3 protein-coding genes are annotated in these 5,102 nt (G+C 44.8%); all 3 read right to left on the bottom strand.

What is annotated here, in order from left to right; all coding sequences use genetic code 11:
- Nucleotides 1-19 precede the first annotated feature (19 nt).
- Genes BACCELL_RS04470 through BACCELL_RS04460 form a run of 3 tightly spaced genes read right to left on the bottom strand, consistent with a single transcriptional unit; the run spans nucleotide 20 to nucleotide 4,785 of the window.
- Entirely contained in the window at nucleotides 20-1,363 is a 1,344-nt protein-coding gene (locus tag BACCELL_RS04470) for a citrate/2-methylcitrate synthase (RefSeq protein WP_007210383.1), read from the bottom strand.
- Nucleotides 1,364-1,388: 25 nt separating this feature from the next.
- Nucleotides 1,389-2,537, bottom strand: a complete 1,149-nt coding sequence (gene icd, locus BACCELL_RS04465) for an NADP-dependent isocitrate dehydrogenase (RefSeq protein ID WP_044153331.1) — start codon at nucleotides 2,535-2,537, stop codon at nucleotides 1,389-1,391.
- 4 nt (nucleotides 2,538-2,541) lie between these two features.
- Nucleotides 2,542-4,785: an aconitate hydratase gene (locus BACCELL_RS04460; protein WP_007210381.1), complete on the bottom strand. Its 2,244-nt coding sequence runs from the start codon at nucleotides 4,783-4,785 to the stop codon at nucleotides 2,542-2,544.
- Nucleotides 4,786-5,102 lie beyond the last annotated feature (317 nt).

The raw sequence follows: 5,102 nt of genomic DNA, 5'->3' as shown, positions 1-5,102 counted from the left end.
TTTTCCGTTTTACTCCTATTTATCGCTTCTTGATAGGTACATAAGTCGTATCTTCGAGTACATTTTTGTATGCCGGACGAATGATACGCTTACCTTCAAAGTTCAATTCTTCATTACGGTGTGCACACCAACCGACAATACGAGCCATAGCAAACAACGGTGTAAAAATTTCCTGCGGTAATCCAATCATTTCATAAACAAAGCCGGAATAGAAATCAACGTTACTCGATACCGTTTTCCCATTGTTCTTTACGCGACCGAAAGTTTCGATAGCACGTTCTTCCAAGAGCTCAAGGAAAGCAAACTCACGCTCTTTCCCTTTTTCCCGGGCAAGATCACGAGCCAGTTCTTTCAGTAAGATAGCACGTGGATCAGAAATCGTATAAACAGCATGTCCGATACCATAAATTAATCCGGTCTTATTATAAACTTCCTTATTCAGCATACGGGTAAAATAAGTGTCGATCTCATCCACACTTGTCCAGTCCTGAATATTCTCCTGTAAATGATGGAACATATCAGCCACCTGAATATTTGCACCGCCATGAAGCGGGCCTTTCAACGAACCGATACCTGCAGCAATGGATGAGTATGTATCCGTTCCGGTAGAAGAAGTAACACGGACTGTGAAAGTGGAGTTATTACCTCCTCCATGTTCTGCCTGAAGCACCAACAAAAGGTCGAGCGTACGAGCATCCAGCTGTGTATAATTACGTTTCAGCATATAAAGGAAATTTTCGGCAATAGAAAGATTTTCCTGCGGATGGCGAATATGCAATGAACGACCGAAAGTGGCATGGCGCAACATATTATATGCATAAGCAATAATGGTCGGGAACTTAGAAATCAATTCTATGCTCTGGCGCATCAGGTTGTCGCGGGAAGTATCATCGGCAGCAGGGTCAAAACGATACATCTCAAGTACACTGCGTGCCAGGATATTCATAATATTATTCCCTTCCAGTTCTATAATATTCATCTTAGTCTTCTGCTCCAACGGCATATTATCATTAATCAGTTCACGGAAAGAAGCCAACTCTTCCTTATCGGGCAAATTACCGGACAGTAACAGATAAGCCACTTCTTCAAATCCGAAACGTTTCTCTTTAACAAAAGCATGTACAATATCTTCTACATCATAACCACGATAGAACAGCTTACCCGGGATAGGTTTCAAGCCGCCGCCCGGAACACGTTCATACCCCACTACATTACCAATTCTGGTGAGTCCAACCAAAACACCCGTGCCGTCTTCATTGCGCAAACCACGCTTTACATCAAATTTGGAGAATAATTCGGTATCAATCCGAACCGCTTCCTTCATATCCTCGGAAAGCTTATAAACTAAATATTCCTTCTTCATTTTCGTATCGTTTTAATCGTTAGTATTATTTTTCAATTCTTTCCACTATCTCCCGAGTAAAGGCAGAAGTAGACAACGAGACGCCACCGGGCATGAAGCGCGCCAGGTCGGCAGTAGCACGGGCATCAAGGAAACTTTGTTCCAAGGCATGTTCTATCAAGGAAGCAGATTCTTTCCAATCAAAGTATTCGAGCATCATTACGGCAGACAGAATGATAGAACAGGGATTCACAATATCTTTGCCTGCAATATTCGGTGCTGTACCATGGGTGGCTTCAAAGATGGCATGTCCGGTCTGGTAGTTAATATTTGCTCCGGGAGCAATACCGATACCGCCCACCATGGCAGCCAACTGATCGGAAACATAATCTCCATTCAGATTAAGAGTAGCAATCACAGAGTATTCTTCAGGAATCAATAATGTATTTTGCAGGAAAGCATCCGCAATACAATCTTTTATCACCAACCTTCCATCAGCCAGAGCTTCTCCAAACTCACGTTCAGCCAACTCATAGCCCCACTTTTTGAAACCTCCTTCGGTAAACTTCATTATATTTCCCTTGTGTACCAATGTCACGGAAGGCAGATTATTCTCAAGTGCATACCGGCAGGCAGCACGCACCAATCGTTCCGTTCCTTCTTTTGAAACAGGTTTCACACCGAAAGAAGATGTCTTGGGGAACCGTACTTTCTTCACCCCCATCTCATCGTGCAGAAACTTATAGAACTTTTCAGCCTCCGGTGTACCGACTTCCCACTCGATACCTGCATAAATATCTTCCGTATTTTCACGGAATACACACATGTTCACCTTCTCCGGATGACGAACCGGAGAGTGAATACCCTGATACCAACGAACCGGGCGCAGGCATACATACAAGTCCAATGTCTGGCGCAATGCCACGTTCAGTGAACGGATACCACCACCGACAGGGGTCGTCAGCGGCCCTTTGATACCTACCTTGTAATCACGGAAAGCTTCCATCGTTTCATCAGGCAACCACAGGCCACATTTTTCAAAAGCCCGTTCGCCTGCCCACACTTCCATCCATTCAATTTGCCGTTGTCCACTATATGCTTTCTGCACGGCAGCATTCACAATAGCTTGCATAGAAGGAGTTATTTCAACTCCTACCCCATCACCTGTAATAAAAGGTACTGTAATTTTATCCATCTTTCTATCTTGCATTAAGAGCAGAACCGGCACGGAACCAGCCTATCTGCTGTTCATTATACGTATGTTGAGCTTCGAAGCTATCCTTCGTACCATCTTCGTGGTGAAAGATAATCTTAAGATTACGGCCGGGAGCAAAGTCCATCAATCCGATTACCGAAATTAAATCATGTTCCTGAATCTTATCATAATCGGCTTTATCCACAAAGGTCAATGCCAGCATACCTTGTTTCTTTAGATTCGTTTCATGTATACGGGCAAAACTCTTTGCCAGGATCACACGAACATTCAGGAAACGGGGCTCCATAGCGGCATGTTCACGACTGGAACCTTCACCATAGTTTTCTTCGGCTACTACAATGGAAGAAATTTCTTCGGACTTATACATCTTTGCCGTACCGGAAACCGGACCGTACGTATTAGTCAAACGATTCCAGACACTGTTAGTTTCTCCATTGAAAGCATTTACAGCACCCATCAGCATATTGTCTGAAATATTCTCCAGATGTCCACGGAAACGAAGCCACGGACCCGCCATTGAAATATGGTCTGTAGTACATTTACCCTGTGCCTTAATCAGCAACGGCATATTAAGTAAGTCGGTCCCTTCCCAGGCAGGGAATGGTTGTAGCAATTGAAGCCGTTGCGAATGGGGATTCACATTGATTTCCACCTTTTCACTGCCGGGGGCTATATACCCTTCGCTACCTTCGGCAAATCCTTTCGGTGGCAATTCTTCACCCACAGGCTCAGAGAGTTTTACCTTTTCACCTTCACGATTCACCAATACATCTGTCAGCGGATTGAAACAAAGGTCTCCGGCAATCGTCAGTGCCATCGTCAATTCGGGGGAAGCGACAAAGGCGTACGTATTCGGATTACCGTCTGCACGTTTAGCAAAATTACGATTGAAAGAGGTTACGATAGAATTCTTGCGAGTAGGGTTATCTGTCTCACGTTTCCACTGACCAATACAGGGACCGCAGGCGTTTGCCATAATTGTAGCACCGACTTTTTCAAAAGTTCCTATCATACCATCCCGCTCTGCTGTAGCCCGTATCCGTTCGGAACCGGGGTTCACAATCAGGGGAGCGGCTACTTTCAGGTGCTTCTCTTCAACCTGGCGGGCCAGGGAAACGGCACGACTTAAATCCTGATAAGACGAGTTGGTGCACGAACCTATCAATCCGACTTCCATCTTGCGCGGATAACCGTTAACCAATACTTTTTCTGCAAATTCAGAAATAGGCGTAGCGGCATCGGGAGTAAAAGGACCATTAATATAAGGTTCCAGCCTTGAAAGATCAATCTCAATTACCCGGTCGTAATACTTCTCCGGGGTAATCATGATGTCGGCATCTGCACGAAGATCACCCGCCACAGAATCAGCCATTTCTGCCACTTCTTCTCTTCCTGTAGCTTTCAGATAAGTAGCCATACGATCATCATAAGGGAAAAGTGACGTAGTGGCACCGACTTCGGCACCCATATTACAAATAGTCGCCTTACCGGTAGCGGACAAAGAAGCCGTGCCCGGTCCAAAATATTCAATGATTGCATTTGTGCCACCTTTAACCGTCAGGATGCCTGCCAACTTCAGAATCACATCTTTTGGAGCTGCCCAACCGCTTAGTTCACCTTTCAGATGTACACCAATCAAGCGGGGCATTTTCAATTCCCATTCCATACCAGTCATCACATCTACTGCATCGGCACCACCAACGCCGATGGCAACCATACCCAGACCACCTGCATTGGGCGTATGCGAATCCGTACCTACCATCATTCCACCAGGGAAGGCATAATTTTCCAATACCACCTGATGAATGATACCCGCACCCGGTTGCCAGAAGCCGATACCGTATCGGGAAGAAACGTCACGCAAAAAATCGTATACTTCTTCGTTTGTCTTGGTAGCAGTGGCAATATCTTCCCGTGCTCCTCTATAGGCCTGTATCAGATGGTCGCAATGTACTGTCGAAGGTACGGCAACTTGTTCGCGACCTGCATTCATAAATTGCAGCAATGCCATTTGGGCAGTTGCATCCTGCATTGCTACACGGTCAGGGCGGAAGTTTACATAATCTTCTCCCCGCTTGTAGTCTTTTACCCCCTTCTCATCAAACAGATGAGTGTACAAAATCTTTTCTGCTAATGTCAGCGGACGTTGCAGTATAGCCCGCACGTGTTCCATTTTCCCCTTATAAGAAGCATAAAAGGCCTTTAACATAGTTACGTCATATACCATAATCACATTTATTTTTAGTTTTCCAATATTGTAAAGATTACAAATTAATATAATAAACAAACTAAAATCATTAAAGGTTTAACAAATTAAAGCTTTTCTTCGTGCAAAAGCGAAGAATGATTACCTTTGCGAAAAAACTATGCGATAAATGATAATTTAGCGGCGAGGGAATGGGTACGCGGACTACGCGGATAAGGCGGACGAACGCGGACTTTAATCTTTTAGACGCGGATGACACGGATGACGCGGATTTTTAAAGCTGCGCTATACATACCGGCATATCACACCGAAGGAAAAAAGAATCCGCGTCATCCATG

The organism is Bacteroides cellulosilyticus DSM 14838, from assembly GCF_000158035.1.
GTDB classification, from domain to species: Bacteria; Bacteroidota; Bacteroidia; order Bacteroidales; family Bacteroidaceae; genus Bacteroides; species Bacteroides cellulosilyticus.
This window is presented reverse-complemented; position numbering and strand designations above follow the sequence as displayed.